Raw genomic sequence first — 15295 nt, forward strand, 5'->3', positions numbered from 1 at the left:
ACTCAGGCGTTGGCCCACAAGTGGTATCAGGGCGTTGGTGTTGACGTTGCGTTCAGCCCCCTGTACTCTTATTCAACCTTAGGTTGAACTGCGCTACTTATAGTGAAATTTGTGTTCCCAAGGTAACTACAACGTCGGAGAGGAGAACGGTCATGAAAATTACAGAACTAGGAAGGTTTCTGAGAATACTCAGGCTGAACAATGCTGAAATCATGAAAACGATGGCCGAAAAAGTAAATATCAGCGTCGCATATTTGTCTTCTGTGGAGCTCGGAAAGAAAGCTCCCTCTAGCAAAATGCTGAAGAATATAGAGATGTCTTATGGGTTAAAAGGTGATGAGCTTGAACAGTTCCGCGTGGCTGCAGCCAAGTCACTGGACTCTTTGAGCATTGACTTAAAAGACTCATCTGAGGAAGACAAAAAGCTTGCAATGGTTTTTGCTAGAAAAATACAGGACTTAAATGGAAGCGAAAAAGAAAAACTGACGCGTATGCTTGAAAAAGGAGGACAGCATGAATCGATCACATGCGACTAAAGCAACCCCTAAAACCAAAGCTGATATCAGAGCCATTGCCCAAGGCATTCGTGATGTGATTACTGGTTTGATGGTCAGCCATGATGGGGAGGCAGTTCATTGCCTTCCCATGATGAGAATTTTTGAGATGCTTTACATCCAAGAAGAGCTAGCGATGGAGATTGTGCCTGACGATGAGCTTAAGGATGCAGTTGCAGAGACAGAACCTGATGAGCAACTCATCAAAATACGTGAGTCTGACTATAACTCAGCAGCGGCTGGGGACAGGGATGCGTTATTTACGCTGGCTCATGAACTAGGCCATCTTTTTATGCATGCTGACCAACCCAAAACGTTTGCACGCTCAAGTATAAAGTACTCACTTGAAAGCGATTGTGAATGGCAAGCAAATACATTTGCTAGCGAGTTTTTGGTTGATAGAAGGCTAGTGGATACGAAATGGAGCATTCATAAGGTACAAGAGACATTCGGGGTCACTTGGGAGATTGCTCGAGATGCACTTGAGGAGAAAAAAAGGGAAGAAAAGCTCGCACACCAACTGCAGCGGCTTAACCTTCCCTCTCTATCCTGAGGTGTGATTGGAACAAAGGAGAAACCGCCCTCCTTTGTGCATAGAATCCAACCTACACCACTTTCATGTCCTGGCAGACTGGATGGAGTGTAGTGACAGATTCTGTGCTCGTCAACGGCGGATTGTTGAGGGTACGAAACCATGAAGAATCGTAATGATGATTACGTAGAAGTGTTTACTCGCTTTATTACTGTGAAGGGGAAGCGTCGTTATCACCCGAACGGGGGGGTATATTGCTTGAAAATTCCTCGACACAAATACAGGGGGTAAGATAGCGGAACAGAGCCGGGCCATGTGCCCGGTTTTTTTGTGTCAGAAACTCCTGAAGCGCTTTAAATCCACGCCCGCCCTAATCCCTCGATCATAGGGGGTATGAAAACAAAAAGCCTTTAAATAGAGCCTTGCGTCTTCGTTTGCCCCCCGCGTGCAGAGCGCCGACGAAAAAATACGAATGATTCCCGCTAACACCTTTCACACACAATATGTTTCTGCGGAACTGGCACATGGCACGAAGCTGCTACCGCGATCATCCACCTAGCCGCCGTGCGTACTGCCATTGCCAAAAGCCCGGATGACATACAGAAAGGCAACTGGCTAGGCTTCTCAAGCGACAATGAAGCCAACGCGATAGAGACCCTGCTGGACTACCTGGGCGAGCCATTAGGCGAATAACCAACGCGGCTCTGTAAGCGCCGCTAAGGCGTTACCCGCTACGCTGGCCCAACTTTTGCGCCCATGGCGCGTTAGACGTGCGTTAGTTTTCGATATCGAGTATATTCTGAGTAGGGTGTACTGTATTCGTACACTCAATATGACTGAATTAGCCCGACAAGAGGCTAACAGCTAGGAAACAGGCGGGAGGGCAACTTATGCTAGATGATATGAAGCGTCGTTTTTGGAAAAGTTACAGCCGCGCTAAGCAAGAAAGCATGGATAAGCCGAGGTATTACGTGGTCGGCAACGGTGTCATGACGATGAAAGCATCGGAAGTGGTGCATGCTAAATCATTTCGAGATCAACTGGACGCCTCCGAAAGACTAGAGCGGCACCTAAAATCGCCACAAATATAGGCATAAGATGCTTCAAGCGCTTATAGCCTTTGTTACGATTCTTTCAGGCTACCTCTTCATCACAAAGTGGCACGAGTCACGATTTATAATTAGACGCCAAGATTCCCAAGGCGTCTATTTTTATGCCGCAGCGGCTGGCATTGTTCTTCTATTATTCGCCGTTGCCTTGATTAGCCAGTTTGATAGCCACCTGATCGGAATTAAAAAATCCTTAGCTGTTTGGGCAAAATCTCAACTACCTCTTGGTGAGAACGAAAAGAGCCTTTCTGCTGCTTACTGGATCATAGTTCTCAGCACTACGCTCTCTATGGGTTTAATAGCAAGTTATTTGCTCAATTGCTTACAAGCCGTTATCACCATGCGAAAGAAAGATTGGGTGCTGCTACTCGGTGATGGCATAAAAGAAAAGCGCTGGAACCCTGCATACTATATTGAAGGCATTTATCGGTATTCCTCTATCAAACCTCTAAGGCGAGCTATTAATCATCTGAACGCCGATTTTGAGCTAATCCTGTTCAGGGGATTTGATCAGGCTAAACCCATTGGCTTCACACTTCACAGTGGAAAAGTATATGTAGGGCAAGTCATGGGCGCAGTCGATCCCGTTGATAGTCGAGATATGATACGAATACTTCCAATGATGAGCGGCTACCGCGACGAAATAACACATAAAGTCACCTTCACTACCTTTTATAAAAAGCTATATGAGCGGCTTGATAAAACGGAGGAATTGCAGCATTTGCATGATGAAAGCTTTGAAATTGTGTTTAGTTTCGCAGATGTACAGACCGCTAACCTCTTCGATACAACCGCTTATGATGAGTTTCAAAAAGACAAGCCCCGCAATGATAATCAATTAGATATTGATTTCAGTAACACCGCTCCCCCAAAAACTCCTAAAGCGCTTTAAATCCACGCCCCGCCCTAAGCCCCCGATCATGGGGGCATGAAAACACAACGCCTTCAAACAAAGCCCCGCGTCGCCGTTTGTGCTCTCCGAGTGCAAGCCACCGACGACAAGACGCGCCTGATGCCTGCTGGCACCTTTCACGCACCGCGTGGGGCTGCTGAAGGTTCTGGCCCGTGGCACCTCTCTGCCGAAGCCGCGCAAGCGATTATTCGCTTGGCCGCTGCGCGCAGTACCGACATCGCCATCGACTACGAACACCAAACCCTTTACGCCGAAAAGAACGGCCAGCCCGCGCCCGCTGCTGGCTGGGTCGACCCGCGCTCGCTTGAGTTTCGGGAAGATGGCCTTTATGGCGCGATTGCCTGGACAGCCAAAGCCCGCGCAGCCATCACGACTGGGCCTGACGGCGAGCCTGCTGAATACCTCTACCTCTCCCCCGTTTTCCCGTACGACGCCAACGGTGTGCCGTTAGACCTATTGCACCTGGCGTTAACCAATACCCCCGCCATCGACGAAGGTGCAGCGCAGCTTGCTGCTGCGCGTATGTCGGTAACGAACGACACCCCCGAGGAGACTGACACCGTGAACCGTGAACAACTCATTGCTGCACTCGGCTTGGCGAAGGACGCCACCGACGAACAGATCGACAGCGCCATTGCCGTGCTGAAAAGCGCCGCCGACGATGCCGCCGCATTCCGCACAGCACTAGGTGCCAAAGACGATGCGAAGCCGGATGAAGCCGTGGCCGCGCTCAAAGCCTCCAGTGCTGGCGCTCCCGTAGACATGAGCCAGTACGTACCCAAGGCCGCGCATGAAGAAGCCCTAGCGGTGCTGCGTACCGGCGTTGTAGCCAATGAAAAAGCGGAAATGGAGCGCCTGATTAAAGAAGGTTTAGACGACGGAAAGATTTTCGGCCCTGCGTATGCCGATCATTTGCGGGCTCAAGGCCTCGCCGCGCTCAAAGCCCACCTGGATGGCGCGCCAAGCATCGCTGCGCTGAAAACCACCCAGACCCAGGGCAAAGCGCCAGAAGGCAGCGAAGTAAAAGGCGACGGCAAGTTAAACGAGACCGAGCTAGCGGTGTGCAAGTCGATGGGCTTAACGCAGGAGCAGTACCGCGCTGCCAATCCCGTTCCTGCTGAATAAGCACGCTCAGCACTAACCCAACAGGCAAGAGGATCACCCCGTGACCGCTGCAACCAAAAACCGAAACACACCGCACCGCTTGGGGCTGTCGCGTGGCCATCTGGTCGCTGCGGCTACCGAGTGCTTCGCTGGCACTATCGCCGTAATCAATGCAACCGGCTTTACCGAGCCCGGCACTACCGCCACCGGTCTGACCGCTTCCGGTGTGTTTGAGCACTACCAGGACAACAAGGAAGGCGCTGACGGCGACCAGGTCGTGGAAGTGAAGCGCGGCAATTTCTACCTGGCCAACTCCGCCAGTACAGATGCGATCACCGCCGCTGACATCGGCAAGGTCTGCTTCATCGTGGATGACCAGACCGTTGCCAAAACCGATGGCAGCGCTACCCGCTCCCACGCTGGCATTGTCGACGACGTCGATGACAACGGCGTGTGGGTCAACATCGACCCGACTAACGGCGTTGCCGCTAGCGCCTGATAAAGGACTGCCTACATGAATCTTACTTCCGCCAATTTGAAGGTGCTGTTCCAGGCCTACAACACCAGCTTCCAGCAGGGCTTTAGCTCGATGGGTGAGCAGGCCGCGCTCTATGAGCTGTTCTGCACCACTGTGCCATCGACTACAGCGGTTGAGGTGTACCCGTTCCTTAAGTCGCTACCGCGTATGCGCGAATGGCTGGGCGATCGGGTCATTCACTCGCTGGAAGGTGCCGGGTTCAGTATCAAGAACCGCAAGTTCGAGCTAACCGAAGGCGTCTCACGTGATGCCATTGAAGACGACACCTACGGCCTCTGGTCGCCGGTCTTCCAGGAATTTGGCCGCTCCAGCCGTGAGCACCCCAACGAACTCGCTGTTGAGGTGTTGGAAGGAAACCCTGAGTGCTACGACGGCCAGCCGCTGTTTGATACCGACCACTCGGTGCTGGATAAATCAGGTAAAGAAATCTCCGTCAGTAACGACATGGGCGGCACGGGCGATGCCTGGTACGTCATGGATAACACTCGCGTGATCAAGCCGGTCATGTTCCAAAAGCGGCGCGATTACAACTTCCGTTCGATTACCGATCTGAACGATACGGCTGTGTTCATGACCGACAAGTTCCTGTTCGGTGTGGATGCCCGCGTGAATGCCGGTGCAGGGCTGTGGCAGCTCGCCGTTCGCTCTCGCCAGCCGTTTACTGCCGAGAACTACGAAGCAGCGCGCCAGGCATTGACGACGCTGAAAGGTGACTACGAACGCCCGCTGGCGCTGCGTCACTCGCACACCATGGTGCCCAACTCGATGGAAGGCGCTGCCCGTGCCGTGCTGCAAAGCCAGCTCGCCGCTGGTGGTGAAACCAACAAGTGGGCGAACACCTCGACACTGGTGCTTAACCCCTGGTTAACCAGCGCTTAACGGCACGTTAAACCGCAATTCGCAGTGCCTGCTTAGGCGGGCACTGCGCAACGGAGAGCAACACCATGGCAACACGTAAACAGACCACCGCTGCCAAGGCCAAGCAGGAAGCCCAGGCACAAGCAGAGGCGACAGCCGCAGCGGAAACAACGGAAGCCAAAGACGCGTCGGTACCGGAAGCAGCGACACCGGTTGAGGCTGTAGCGCCCAACGCTGAACCAGAAGCCACGCCACAGCCTACCGAGATTCCAGGGGATGTGATCGCTGGCGACGGCACCGGCAACACGCTGCCGCCGATAGAAGAAACCCCAGGCGTTTTCGTGCGTACCAAGCGACGCATCAAAAGCCGCCGCCGAGCTGGCCACCGCTTCAATCGCGAGGGTACCGGCATTGCGCTGGAGCTGCTGAGTGAAGAGCAGCTGAAACAACTGCGCGAAGATCCGGCGTTGGAGGTCGAGTTCTGCACCTTTCCGGTTGACCAAGCCACCACCACACCGGAGGCCTAACCCATGCCCTACTGCACCCAGGCCGACATGGTCGAGCGCTTCGGCGAGAACGAACTGCTCGACCTGGCCGCCGATGACACCGGCCTAGCGGTTGATGCAAGCAAGGTCGATGGCGCTATCGCCGATGCCAGCGGCGAGATCGACGGCTATGTGAGTGCAGCGGGCTACACCGTGCCGCTTTCCAATGTGCCGCGCATCATCACCGCCTACGCCTGTGACATCGCCCGTTATCGGCTCTCCGATGACCGCGCCACGGAGCAAGTCACCAAGCGCTACAACGACGCCGTGAAGTTCTTACGTAGCGTTGCCAAGGGCGAAGTGCGGCTGGGCATCGCCTCATCGGAAAGCGCAGCGGTAAGCGCTGGCAGCGCAGTGATGGACACAGGCCGCCGGGTGTTTGGTGGGGGTGGCTTCTGATGCTGGCCAAGATCGAAGACGCCATTATCGAGCGCTGCCAACGCGTGCTGGGCGACCACGTCAAGACGGTGGAAGACCTGCCGGGGAAGTGGAATCAAAAGACCCTGCGCGCGGCGCTGCGCAAAGTGCCCGGCGTGTTTGTCGCCTGGGGCGGTGCGCGGGGCGACGGCGACCTTGCCCAGCCCGCTACCCAAAACCGCTACGTGGTGTATGTAGTCACCGGCCACGCCAGCGGCGAGCGGGAGCGCCGCCGGGGCAACGTCCGCCAGGTGGGTGCTTATGAGCTTCTCGAACGCGTGGTGCCCGCTGTGCATGCCCTCACCGTGCCCGATGTCGGCAGCCTGACGCTTGAGAGCATCGACAACCTCTACGCCGATCACTTCGACAAGGAGGGCGTGGTGGTTTACGCCGCTGCCTTCCGGCTGAAAGTGCTATGGCCAGCGGCACTGAGCGTTAACGACCTCGCCCCGTTCGAGCTTTACATCGGCACTCACCGCATCGGCGACGATGACGACCCCGATGCCGAAAGCCGCGTCGAGCTACCCCAACCCCAGGAGGACTAACCGTGCCATCCATTTACGTTAAACCGCGCCTGCGCGATGCCAAAAAGCCCGACCAGGGCGTACTGCTGGTGCGCCGCGAAAGCAACGGCAAGCCGATCCCCGCCGAGGGCGCGGACGTTGAGCATACCCCCTACATTCGCCGCCGCTTGCGCGATGGTGACCTAGTGCGCGCCACGGCTCCGGCGAAAACCGTCCGTGCCAAAGCTGCTGTAAAACCGGATACCACGCATAAGGAGACCAGCCAATGATTACCTCTGGTGTCTTCAACGACATTCCCTCAGCGCTTCGCACGCCAGGCGTATTTATCGAGTTCGATGGTCGCCTGGCCAACAGCGGCGTATGGCAGACCCGCCTGTTGGTCATCGGCCAGCGGCTGGAAAGCGGCGAAAAAAGCGCCCTGAGCGCTGACCGCGTGACCAGCGGCGAGCAGGCCGACCGCTACTACGGGCGCGGCTCCATGCTCGCCGAAATGCTGCGCGCGGCGCTGGCGATCGACCCGTACATGGAGACGATCGGCCTGGCGCTGGATGATCTGGTAGCGGGTACCGTAGCTAGCGGCTCTATCGGCGTGGCGGGTACCGCCCTGCGCGGCGGCACCGTGGCGCTGTACATCGGCGGCTACCGCGTGCGCGCCGGGGTTGAGGCAAGCGACAGCGCCGAGACAATTGCCCAGGCCCTGGTCGAGGCGATCAACGACGAAGGGCGTATACCCGTTACCGCCACCGTCGATGGCACCGATGCCACCAAGATCAACTTGGTTTGCAAGTGGGCAGGCGAAACCGGCAACGATATTCACCTGGTGTTTAACGCCAAGGGCGAGCGTGGGCTGGATGGCGTCACGTTTACCCTGACCCAGCTCAGCGGTGGCGACGGAAACCCAGACATTGGCGATGCGATCGCGGCCATGGGCGATGAGTGGTACCACTACATCGCTTGCCCCTTCACAGACACCGCCAACCTGAGTGAACTGAAAACCGAGCTGACCCGCCGTTTCGGGCCAATGGTGCAGATGGGTAGCCGTGCCTTCGGCGCGTTCCGCGGCACGCTTAGCGAGACCAGCACCTTCGGGAGCGCTCTCAATGGCGAGCACCTGACAGTGATGGGTACCGGTAAATCGGTTAGCCCCACCTACCTGTGGGCAGCTACCTACGCGATGGTCGCCGCTGGTGCGCTAACGATTGACCCGGCCCGTCCTCTGCAATACCTGGCATTGCCCGGTCTGATCGGCCCGCTCAAGGAAGACCAGTGGACCAAGGCCGAGCGCAACCTGCTGCTGTTTGATGGCATCGCCACGTTCACGGTTGCCGACGACGGCACGGTGCAGGTCAACCGCGAGATCACCACCTACCAGGTCAACGAAGCGGGTATCGAGTCGGACGCCTACCTGGACATCCAGACGCCCGAAACATTGGAGCGCATCCGTTACGAGCAGATCAGCCGCATCCTGAGCAAGTACCCGCGCCACAAATTGGCCACCGACGCTGACGCGGCGCTCTACGGTGCTGGCCAGCCGATCATGACCCCCAACGTCTGCAAGTCCGAGTTGCTCGATCTCTACCGCGATTTTATCGAGAACGGCTGGGCACAGGACTACGAGGGCTATGCCGCAAGCCTCACCGCCAACATCGACCCCGACAACAAGGCGCGGCTTAACGTCATCGACTCGCCGAAGCTGGTCGGCCAGTACCGCATCCACGCGATGCAAACCCAATTCCGCCGCTAAGCGGCCATTAACCGCCGTTTGAGGAGTGCGTAAATCATGACGCAACTAACAGGCAAGGCCACGGTGAAAGTCGACGGATCGGAGATGCTCACCGACGTCGACTCAACCCTCAACGTGGGGGGCGTAAGCCGTGAATTCATGACCGGGCCAAACGGTGTCCAGGGTTACCGGGAGACGTACGAGGCCCCCTCGCTGTCGTCCACCGTGCGCCATACCGCCGATACCGATTTGATCGCCCTAGGCCGCATCAAAGGTGCCACGGTGCTCTTTACCACCGATACCAATGACACCTACGTGCTTCGCCGGGCGGCGGTCACTGAAACCGTCGAGTTATCTGGGGGCAACATCCGCCTCAACTGGGGCGGCATGGGCGTGGAGAGACTTTAATGGCAGGCACCGAAATTAACGTACCGCTGATCCACGGCCTCAAAATTGGCGAAGCCGTTTGTAAAGACGCGAAGCTGCGTGAAGCCACCGCGGGCGATGTGCTCGACGCCCAGGAAGCCGCCGAGCGGCTGATGATGGTACCGACGCAAAACGGCATTGAACCCATGCTGGTGGTCAGCCCTTCCCGCGTGGGTGTTGAAGTACTGCGCCGCCAGATCGTCAGTATCGGTGACGTCTCAGGCCCGCTGGATCTCAAGCTGATGCACAGGCTCCACCCCGAAGACCTCAACCTGCTGCTGGCCAAGAGCGAGCAGCTCGACGGCGCTGCCGTTGCTCAGACCCAGGAGGGAACCACACAGCGGGGGCGAGGCGATAGCGATCGCCCAGCATCTGACGGGGCTGATGTGGGCGATCGCAACACGCACGGGGTGGAGTGAAGCCGAACAACGCGGCATGACGCTGCGTCGGCTGCTCGGCTATTTAAACAAGGCCAGGAGATAACATGAGCGAATTGCGCGCCAGTGTGGTGATGGATCTGCGCGGCAACCTCGAACGGCAGTCACGCCGTTATGAGGGGGCCATGCGTACCATGGCCAACAACGGCCAACGCCACATGACCCGCTTGCAGCGCGTCACCAGCGGTGTTGGGCGTACGCTCGACCGCGTCGGCAACCGCTGGATGGCGCTGGCCACCGGTGCGGCGGGCTTCGGCACGGTGCGCAACCTGGTCAACCTGGAGGAACGCTTCACCCGCCTGGGCATTCAATCCCAAAAAAGCGCAGAAGAAATGGAAGAACTGCGCCGCCAAATCTTCGATACCGCCCGCGAGCCGGATATTCGCGTTGACCCTTCACAAATCACCGGGGCTATCGAAGCCATCGTCGAGAAAACCGGCGACCTGGAATTTGCCCGAGAGAACATCCGCAATATCGCCATGGCCATCTCCGCGACCGGGGCTGAAGGCGGCAACATCGGCGAGATCCTAGCCGAGTTCCAGAAGATGGACATACGCGGCATGGATGCGGTGCTGCAATCTATCGACACCCTAAACGAGCAGGGCAAGGCCGGTGCCTTCACCTTGCAGAACCTGGCATCGCTGGGCCCTCGCGTGGTCACCGCCTACACCGCCCTGGGCCGCCAAGGGCCAGAAGCTATACGCGAGATGGGTGCCGCGCTTCAGGTTATCCGCCAAGGTACCGGCAGCTCTGAGCAAGCGGCCACCGCGTTCGAGGCGTTGCTACGCACCTTTCAGGACGCTGAAAAGGCCAAAGAGCTGGCCCGTAAAAGCGGTGTGCAGATCTTCGATCCTGAGGAACTGGCGCGTGGCCGCGAGATTTTGCGCCCCATCAATGAGCTGATAGTCGAGATCGTCGAAGCGGCTGAGGGTCGCACCTCACGCCTTTCCGAAATATTCGATGCCGAAGCCATGCGCTCCTTCAATGCTGCGCTGGGTGAGTACAACCGCACCGGCACAGTCGAAAGCATGGATCGCTTCTTTCAAGTGCAGGGCGATGGCACTACCACTATGGGCGACTCCGCCCGTGCCGCCGAAACGGCGGCGGGGTCTGTTCGCAACCTTTCAAGTGCCTGGCAAGACTTCGCCGACACCAACCTGAGCGAGTACATCCAGGACGCTGCCGATGCGCTGAACAGCCTGGATCAAGCAACCGTCGACCGTTGGCTAAAGATTGCCGGTATCACCGCAGGCGGCGTGGCAGGCCTTTATGCGCTGCGCTCGCTGGGCCGTTTAGGTGCAGACCTAGGCCGTGGCGCTGGTGTGCTGAGAAACCGTTCAACGTCCGGCGGCATTAGTGGTGGGCTTGGTGCCGCAAGCAGCATGACGCCCGTGCCGGTGTTCGTGACCAATCTGGGCGGTCTGGGTGGCGGTGGATCGTCCGGTCGTAACGGTGGCATGCGCAAGGGTGGCGGCTTTACGCCGCCCACCTCCCGTACGGGCGGCAGCCCTTCAGCGCCGCCGAGCGCATCACGGCCTACGCTTTCCAGTCGTGCGCTGAGCGCCGCGTCAAGAGTGAGTAACGGTTCCGCCGTAGCGGTTGGCCGTTCGCTTCCCGCCGTCAGTACGGTGCTGGCAGCTCAGGGAATCGGCGGGCTGATTGAAGACGCTGTGGAGCGTACAGAAACAGGCGGCAGAGTCGGCAACTACGTGGAGCTAGCCAGGGAAACCGCCAAGCAAGCGGTCATGGAGTATGGGCGTAGCTCCGTGAACACCTTCCGCGAAGCTGGTGAAAGCGTGCTCAGAATCTTCGTTGACCAGGACGGCAGGGTTAAAGACGCCCGCGCTGAGCGGGGTCAGGGCGGGCCGGAGATTGATGTGGATCTAGGTAACTGGGGGACCTGGCCGTGAGATTAGCTTTCGTGCAAATCAGGATGCCTACCCTCTGCAAGCTTCAGCAAGTTGACGCTGGAAGTGCCGCTATCTGCATCGCTACTCACTTGGATCAGCAGCGTTACATCATAGTTGGAGTAGTAGACAGACTCCCAATAAGTGCCGTTAGCACCGTAGTCGCACATGCCGTGATCTTGCATTCCATTGGAGCAATCAAGGAATTCATATTCTCCAGCACTGCCAAGCTCGCTTTGCCCCTTGGCATCGACCCATTCGCTGTAACCGTACTCGTGGTCGTACTCCAAACCCAGGTCACTGGCCAGTTGCCGATAGTCTGCCAGGTTCTCCTGGTTGACCTGAATAGCGGCACCGCTATTGCCTTCAGCGTTAACAACACCCGCCATGAGGCTCAGTGCCAAACCGCCTGCAATAGCGGTGATATGAAGCATGTGTTTGACCATTTTTCTTCTCCCTTGCGTCAACGGAGTGTAGCCCAATGAGCTGGCGTGATCGAATCGGCGATGGTGTTGCTGTGTTTCGCGGCGTCATCCTGTACCTGGAACGCGGCTCCATAAGCCCTGGCCGCCGTGTACAGGTACATGAGTACCCGCTGCGCGATGAGCCCTACGTTGAAGACCTGGGGCGCAAGGCCCGCCCGTGGCAGATTACCGGCTACCTGCTGGGCGAAGATTACGACGTCGAGCGCAACCAGTTGGCGGATGCCCTAGAGCTGCCCGGCGCGTTTGAAATACGCCACAGCTACTACGGCACCCATCGCGTTGTGCTGATCGACGATCCTCGCATCACCGAAACCACCCGCGAAGGCGGCATGGCCCGTGTGAGCTTCACGGTGCTGCGCGCCGACGATGCCCCACGCTACCCACTGGCCGTGGCGGATACCCAGCAAGTGGTCGGTGCCGCCGCTGAGTCGTCACGCCTGGCGATTCTGGATGAATTCATCGCAGCGTACGAGATCGTCGAGCTGGCCGTTGACCGGGTCGAGGCCATTGAGGCCACGATCCTGGGCGCGATCAGCGAAATCGAAGGAATTATCGGTGGTGTCACCGGCACCATCAGCCGCTTGATTCGTACTCCCGCCGAGCTGGGCGCGGCGATTCTTTCCAGCATTGGCCAGATCAAGAACATGTTCGGCGAGCCGGGGCGTGCGCTGGGTGTTTATCGCGCGATGTTTGGCACTGATAACGGCCAGGTAGCCAGCGTGCCGCCGAGCGCACCGGCACCGCAAGCCACCCAGATACGCGCCCAGAATGCCGCCGTTGCCTTGGTGCGCCGCGCGTCAGCGATTGAACTGGCCGCTGCCAGTGCCGAGTGGCGCTACCCCACGCGGGAAGCCGCCAGCGAAACATTGGAAGCGGTGCATCTGGGCATTACCGAGCAGATCAGCGGCAGCGTGCCACCACTACCACAAACCACCCAACGCCTGGTGAGCTTGCGCGCCGCTGCCGTGCAGGATCTCCGCCGTCGCGGTACCGCGCTGCCTTCTCTCAAGTACTACACCCCCGGCGCGCGCCTGCCTGCCTTGGTGCTGGCCCACCGCCTCTACGGCGACGCCCGCCGCGACGGTGACATCATTAGCCGCAACCGCGTGCGCCACCCTGGTGATGTTCCCGCCGATCGGTTGGAGGTGCTGAGTGAGTGAACTTGCGCTAATCGTTGACGGCACCCGCCACCTGGGCTGGAAAGAGATCCAGATACGCCGCAGCTTGGATGCCATGGCAGATTCGTTCGAGCTGGTGCTCTCTGAAAAGTGGGCCGAGCGCGAGGGCTCTACCACCGCACCGCGCCGCCTGCGCACCGGGGCACCGGTGGTAGTGGAGATTGACGGCGAACCAGTAATCACTGGCCATATTGACGACGTACTACCCAGCTACGACGCCCGCTCGCACAGCCTGGTCGTCTCGGGTCGCTCCAAAACCGCCGACCTGGTCGATTCATCCAGCACCGCTCAGCCCTGGGCGACCGGCCAAACCGTGCTGCAAGTTGCCCGCCGTGTGGCCGAGCCGTTCGGCATTGAAGTCATAGCAGAGGTCGACGTCGGCGCGCCGCTTAGGGCGCTTGAAGTCGAGCCGGGACAAACCTACGGCGAGGCATTGATACAGATCGCGAGCTATCGCGCCCTGCTATTGGTCGCCGATGAGCAAGGTCGCCTGGTGATCACCCGCCCTCCGCGCGCCACGCTGAAAACCGAGCTTGCCCTGGGCGAAAACATTCGCGTGGCCCGTGGCCGGTTTTCCGACCGCGACCGTTTCGGTGAAGTGATAGTCCAGGGCCAAGGGGCGGCTGATGACACTTGGTTTGGTGCCCCAGCCAGCGGCGCCTCTGGCCGTGCCAAAGATGACGGCATCAAACGCCACCGGCCCACGCTGGTGCTCTGCGATACCAGCACCGACTCATCATCGTGCAGCCAGCGTGCCGAGTGGGAAGTGCGCCGCCGCTGGGGGCAATCGCGCGGCATTACCTACACCGTGGCTGGCTGGCGGCATCAAGAAGGCCTATGGCGGCCCGGTGACCTGGTGCCGATTCGTGATCAGTGGATGTTCGACGAACCCGTTGAATGGCTGATTACCGAAGTGCAGCTGCTGCTCGATGAGCGCGGCGAACGCGCGGAGATCCGCGTGGCCCCGCAAAGCAGCTACGACATTGAAGCCGCATCAGAACCGGAACGGGAGAGCGACGTATGGTAGGCCGCGAGACAACCAAGCTGCTCAGCCCGCTGTGGCGTCGACTGCGCCTGTTGATTAGCCGCGCGGTGGTCACCCGCACCGACAGTGCCAAAGGGCTGCAAATTCTCCAACTCGACCTGTTGCGCGACGAAACCCGCGAAGTGGAACACATCGAGTCCTATGGCTTCACCGCTCGCCCGCTACAAGGGGCCGAAGCCATCGCCGCTGCGGTGGGTGGTGCCCGTGGCCACCTAGTGGCGTTGCTGACCACCGACCGCCGCTACCGCAAGAAAGGGCTAGCTGAAGGTGAAGTCGCGCTCTACACGGATGAAGGCGACGAACTGGTGTTTAACCGGGGCCGCATCGTGCGTTTAAACGCCGGTTCAGCAGTCGAGGTCACCGCTCCCAAGGTGACGATCACTGCCAGCACTTCAATCACTCTGGCTACCCCGGATGTGTTCGCCACCGGCAACATCAAGGCCCAGGGGGATATCAGCGACGGCACCGGCAGCATGCAGGGCATGCGCGATACCTACAACGGCCACAATCACCCAGGCGACAGCGGTGGTACCACCAACAAACCCAACCAGGAGATGAGCTAATGGATATCACCCTGGATTGGCTTGACCAGGCGTTGGACGTCGCGTTGATCGATGGCGACCTGGCCACCGACGAAGGCCTGCGCACTGCCGTAGCGCTCTCGCTGCTGTGCGATCGGCTCGCCGAACCAGACGACATCATCCCCGACGGCACCGATAACCGGCGAGGCTGGTGGGCCGATGCCATCGCCGATGAAGATGGCGACCGCTGGGGCAGCCGCCTGTGGTTGTTAAACCGTGAAAAGACGCTGCCAGAAGTGCGCCGCCGCGCCGAGGCCTACGCCTACGAGGCGCTCGCCTGGTTACTCGAAGATGGCGTAGCAACCGAGATTGACGTTACCGCCGAGACCCTTGATCGCGACGTGTTGTGGCTGCGCCCCATCATTAAACGCGGCGATGGCAGCCGCCTCGCCGACCGTTACCAGTACGTGTGGAGTTAA

Annotated in this window: 21 protein-coding genes; 20 read left to right on the top strand and 1 reads right to left on the bottom strand. The window is 58.6% G+C overall.

The features are described 5' to 3' along the window. Positions 1-152: 152 nt before the first annotated feature. From HUO07_RS12565 to HUO07_RS12635, 16 genes are all read left to right on the top strand, one after another. Positions 153-536, top strand: coding sequence for a helix-turn-helix domain-containing protein (locus HUO07_RS12565; RefSeq protein ID WP_176303853.1), 384 nt, complete (start codon positions 153-155; stop codon positions 534-536). Continuing rightward, positions 514-1107, top strand: a complete 594-nt coding sequence (locus HUO07_RS12570; protein WP_176303854.1) for an ImmA/IrrE family metallo-endopeptidase — start codon at positions 514-516, stop codon at positions 1105-1107. Before HUO07_RS12565 ends, HUO07_RS12570 begins: the two co-directional genes overlap by 23 nt. Before the next feature lie 543 nt (positions 1108-1650). Next, the gene (locus HUO07_RS22035) at positions 1651-1779 is read left to right on the top strand and encodes a hypothetical protein (protein ID WP_281362655.1); all 129 of its coding nucleotides are present in this window, start codon (positions 1651-1653) and stop codon (positions 1777-1779) included. A 197-nt stretch (positions 1780-1976) separates the two neighbouring features. Further along, positions 1977-2177: a hypothetical protein gene (locus HUO07_RS12575; protein WP_176303855.1), complete on the top strand. Its 201-nt coding sequence runs from the start codon at positions 1977-1979 to the stop codon at positions 2175-2177. A gap of 7 nt (positions 2178-2184) precedes the next feature. Next, complete coding sequence (locus tag HUO07_RS12580) at positions 2185-3087, top strand: hypothetical protein (protein WP_176303856.1); 903 nt, start codon at positions 2185-2187, stop codon at positions 3085-3087. Positions 3088-3123: 36 nt separating this feature from the next. Further along, the gene (locus HUO07_RS12585; protein WP_176303857.1) at positions 3124-4233 is read left to right on the top strand and encodes a phage protease; all 1110 of its coding nucleotides are present in this window, start codon (positions 3124-3126) and stop codon (positions 4231-4233) included. A 40-nt stretch (positions 4234-4273) separates the two neighbouring features. Further along, positions 4274-4711: a hypothetical protein gene (locus HUO07_RS12590; RefSeq protein WP_176303858.1), complete on the top strand. Its 438-nt coding sequence runs from the start codon at positions 4274-4276 to the stop codon at positions 4709-4711. A 15-nt stretch (positions 4712-4726) separates the two neighbouring features. Continuing rightward, positions 4727-5629, top strand: a complete 903-nt coding sequence (locus HUO07_RS12595; RefSeq protein WP_176303859.1) for a Mu-like prophage major head subunit gpT family protein — start codon at positions 4727-4729, stop codon at positions 5627-5629. Positions 5630-5694: 65 nt separating this feature from the next. Beyond that, positions 5695-6135: a hypothetical protein gene (locus tag HUO07_RS12600; protein WP_176303860.1), complete on the top strand. Its 441-nt coding sequence runs from the start codon at positions 5695-5697 to the stop codon at positions 6133-6135. 3 nt (positions 6136-6138) lie between these two features. Further along, the gene (locus tag HUO07_RS12605; RefSeq protein WP_176303861.1) at positions 6139-6552 is read left to right on the top strand and encodes a gp436 family protein; all 414 of its coding nucleotides are present in this window, start codon (positions 6139-6141) and stop codon (positions 6550-6552) included. Beyond that, complete coding sequence (locus HUO07_RS12610) at positions 6552-7115, top strand: phage protein Gp37 (RefSeq protein WP_176303862.1); 564 nt, start codon at positions 6552-6554, stop codon at positions 7113-7115. The genes HUO07_RS12605 and HUO07_RS12610 overlap by 1 nt, the downstream gene beginning before the upstream one ends. A 2-nt stretch (positions 7116-7117) precedes the next feature. Next, a complete protein-coding gene (locus tag HUO07_RS12615; RefSeq protein WP_176303863.1) occupies positions 7118-7363 on the top strand; it encodes a DUF2635 domain-containing protein in 246 nt (81 codons plus the stop codon). After that, on the top strand, positions 7360-8838 hold the full coding sequence (locus HUO07_RS12620; RefSeq protein ID WP_176303864.1) for a phage tail sheath subtilisin-like domain-containing protein: 1479 nt from the start codon (positions 7360-7362) through the stop codon (positions 8836-8838). The genes HUO07_RS12615 and HUO07_RS12620 overlap by 4 nt, the downstream gene beginning before the upstream one ends. 36 nt (positions 8839-8874) lie before the next feature. Then, on the top strand, positions 8875-9225 hold the full coding sequence (locus tag HUO07_RS12625; RefSeq protein ID WP_176303865.1) for a phage tail tube protein: 351 nt from the start codon (positions 8875-8877) through the stop codon (positions 9223-9225). Further along, positions 9225-9662: a phage tail assembly protein gene (locus HUO07_RS12630; protein WP_176303866.1), complete on the top strand. Its 438-nt coding sequence runs from the start codon at positions 9225-9227 to the stop codon at positions 9660-9662. The genes HUO07_RS12625 and HUO07_RS12630 overlap by 1 nt, the downstream gene beginning before the upstream one ends. Before the next feature lie 65 nt (positions 9663-9727). Beyond that, complete coding sequence (locus HUO07_RS12635) at positions 9728-11590, top strand: phage tail tape measure protein (protein WP_176303867.1); 1863 nt, start codon at positions 9728-9730, stop codon at positions 11588-11590. A 2-nt stretch (positions 11591-11592) separates the two neighbouring features. Here HUO07_RS12635 and HUO07_RS12640 read toward each other — a convergent pair whose 3' ends face one another. Beyond that, positions 11593-12033 carry a hypothetical protein gene (locus HUO07_RS12640; RefSeq protein WP_176303868.1) on the bottom strand — a complete coding sequence of 147 codons (441 nt, stop codon included), beginning with the start codon at positions 12031-12033 and terminating at the stop codon, positions 11593-11595. Between the two features lie 35 nt (positions 12034-12068). Between HUO07_RS12640 and HUO07_RS12645 the strand changes: the two genes are divergently transcribed. Genes HUO07_RS12645 through HUO07_RS12660 form a run of 4 tightly spaced genes read left to right on the top strand, consistent with a single transcriptional unit; the run spans position 12069 to position 15295 of the window. Beyond that, positions 12069-13232, top strand: coding sequence for a DNA circularization protein (locus HUO07_RS12645; RefSeq protein ID WP_176303869.1), 1164 nt, complete (start codon positions 12069-12071; stop codon positions 13230-13232). Continuing rightward, complete coding sequence (locus HUO07_RS12650) at positions 13225-14277, top strand: phage baseplate assembly protein (protein WP_176303870.1); 1053 nt, start codon at positions 13225-13227, stop codon at positions 14275-14277. The genes HUO07_RS12645 and HUO07_RS12650 overlap by 8 nt, the downstream gene beginning before the upstream one ends. Next, positions 14271-14858 carry a phage baseplate assembly protein V gene (locus tag HUO07_RS12655; protein WP_176303871.1) on the top strand — a complete coding sequence of 196 codons (588 nt, stop codon included), beginning with the start codon at positions 14271-14273 and terminating at the stop codon, positions 14856-14858. Before HUO07_RS12650 ends, HUO07_RS12655 begins: the two co-directional genes overlap by 7 nt. Next, positions 14858-15295, top strand: a complete 438-nt coding sequence (locus HUO07_RS12660; RefSeq protein ID WP_176303872.1) for a phage GP46 family protein — start codon at positions 14858-14860, stop codon at positions 15293-15295. The genes HUO07_RS12655 and HUO07_RS12660 overlap by 1 nt, the downstream gene beginning before the upstream one ends.

The sequence above is a fragment of the Vreelandella maris genome (assembly GCF_013371085.1).
GTDB classification, from domain to species: domain Bacteria; phylum Pseudomonadota; class Gammaproteobacteria; order Pseudomonadales; family Halomonadaceae; genus Vreelandella; species Vreelandella maris.

Bases quoted from the DNA above. Each gene is read 5' to 3' on its own strand.
- HUO07_RS12610 (WP_176303862.1), top strand. From the start codon at position 6,552: ATGCTGGCCAAGATCGAAGACGCCATTATCGAGCGCTGCCAACGCGTG.
- HUO07_RS12585 (WP_176303857.1), top strand. From the start codon at position 3,124: ATGAAAACACAACGCCTTCAAACAAAGCCCCGCGTCGCCGTTTGTGCT.
- HUO07_RS12625 (WP_176303865.1), top strand. From the start codon at position 8,875: ATGACGCAACTAACAGGCAAGGCCACGGTGAAAGTCGACGGATCGGAG.
- HUO07_RS12620 (WP_176303864.1), top strand. From the start codon at position 7,360: ATGATTACCTCTGGTGTCTTCAACGACATTCCCTCAGCGCTTCGCACG.
- HUO07_RS12655 (WP_176303871.1), top strand. From the start codon at position 14,271: ATGGTAGGCCGCGAGACAACCAAGCTGCTCAGCCCGCTGTGGCGTCGA.
- HUO07_RS12580 (WP_176303856.1), top strand. From the start codon at position 2,185: ATGCTTCAAGCGCTTATAGCCTTTGTTACGATTCTTTCAGGCTACCTC.
- HUO07_RS12595 (WP_176303859.1), top strand. From the start codon at position 4,727: ATGAATCTTACTTCCGCCAATTTGAAGGTGCTGTTCCAGGCCTACAAC.
- HUO07_RS12660 (WP_176303872.1), top strand. From the start codon at position 14,858: ATGGATATCACCCTGGATTGGCTTGACCAGGCGTTGGACGTCGCGTTG.
- HUO07_RS12645 (WP_176303869.1), top strand. From the start codon at position 12,069: ATGAGCTGGCGTGATCGAATCGGCGATGGTGTTGCTGTGTTTCGCGGC.
- HUO07_RS12635 (WP_176303867.1), top strand. From the start codon at position 9,728: ATGAGCGAATTGCGCGCCAGTGTGGTGATGGATCTGCGCGGCAACCTC.
- HUO07_RS12640 (WP_176303868.1), bottom strand. From the start codon at position 12,033: ATGGTCAAACACATGCTTCATATCACCGCTATTGCAGGCGGTTTGGCA.
- HUO07_RS12570 (WP_176303854.1), top strand. From the start codon at position 514: ATGAATCGATCACATGCGACTAAAGCAACCCCTAAAACCAAAGCTGAT.
- HUO07_RS12600 (WP_176303860.1), top strand. From the start codon at position 5,695: ATGGCAACACGTAAACAGACCACCGCTGCCAAGGCCAAGCAGGAAGCC.
- HUO07_RS12575 (WP_176303855.1), top strand. From the start codon at position 1,977: ATGCTAGATGATATGAAGCGTCGTTTTTGGAAAAGTTACAGCCGCGCT.
- HUO07_RS12630 (WP_176303866.1), top strand. From the start codon at position 9,225: ATGGCAGGCACCGAAATTAACGTACCGCTGATCCACGGCCTCAAAATT.
- HUO07_RS12565 (WP_176303853.1), top strand. From the start codon at position 153: ATGAAAATTACAGAACTAGGAAGGTTTCTGAGAATACTCAGGCTGAAC.
- HUO07_RS12605 (WP_176303861.1), top strand. From the start codon at position 6,139: ATGCCCTACTGCACCCAGGCCGACATGGTCGAGCGCTTCGGCGAGAAC.